We start from the raw sequence: 906 nt of genomic DNA on the forward strand, positions 1-906 counted from the left end.
GGTCGGGTCGGGGGTCTCCGCGTCGCCGGTCCCGGCGGACGCCGGCGGGACCGTGCCGTCCCCGGTGCGCGGGGGCGTGTCCCCGGGTGTTCCGGCCTCGTGGTGTCCGTTCCCGTCCGGACGGTCGGCGCTCACAGGCCGGCCGACCGGGCTTCGCCCAGCTCGGTGAGCCGGTCCCGCAGGCGCTCGGCCTCGGCCGGGTCCAGGCCGGGGATGGTCGCGTCGGTGGCGGCGGCGGCCGTGTGCAACTGCAGTCGGGCGAGCCCGAATTTCCGGTCCAGCGGCCCGGAGGTGACCTCCACCAGCTGCATCCGGCCGTAGGGCACCACGGTCAGCTGGCGCCACAGCACGCCGCGGCCGATCAACAGGTCGTCGCGGCGTTCGCGGTAGCGCCAGGAGCGGAAGTGCCGGCCGAGGACCCACCACAGCCAGCCGGCGAGGGCGAGCGGGGCGAGGGCGAGGGCCGACCAGGCGGGGGCGCCGAGGGCGGCGGGCAGGACGGCGGTGAGCAGGATCGGCGGACCCATCCAGATGACCAGCAGCAGCCGCCACACCGTCAGCAGGCCGGGGCGGACGCGGCGCCACTCGCCGGTGTCCACGGGTTCGGGCGCGGAGGTGTCCGGGCTCCCGCCGTCCCCGGCGGTGTCGGCCCGGGACCCGGGGTCGGGCACCCGGTCGGTGTCGGGGGCCGGGTCCGTCGTTCCACCGGGCGGGCCCGCGGGCCCGCGGTCGGTGTCGGCCGCGATGTCGCCCGCCGACTCCGGGGCGTCCGCCGACTCCGGGGCGTCCGCCGACTCCGGGCCGTCCGCCGGTTCCGGGGCGGCGCCGGGCGCCGGTTCCCCCGGTGCCGGTTCGCCGGGCACGGCGGGGCGGGTCACCGGCTCGGGGTCGGGTGCGGGCTCCGGC

Annotated in this window: 1 protein-coding gene; it reads right to left on the reverse strand. The window is 79.5% G+C overall.

Features of this window, described 5'->3' with window-relative positions; all coding sequences use genetic code 11:
- Positions 1–131: 131 nt before the first annotated feature.
- Positions 132–527 carry a PH domain-containing protein gene (locus FOE67_RS27100; protein WP_182667455.1) on the reverse strand — a complete coding sequence of 132 codons (396 nt, stop codon included), beginning with the start codon at positions 525–527 and terminating at the stop codon, positions 132–134.
- Between the last annotated feature and the right edge of the window lie 379 nt (positions 528–906).

This window comes from Streptomyces calidiresistens (genome assembly GCF_014141525.1).
In the GTDB taxonomy this organism is placed as follows: Bacteria; Actinomycetota; Actinomycetes; order Streptomycetales; family Streptomycetaceae; genus Streptomyces; species Streptomyces calidiresistens.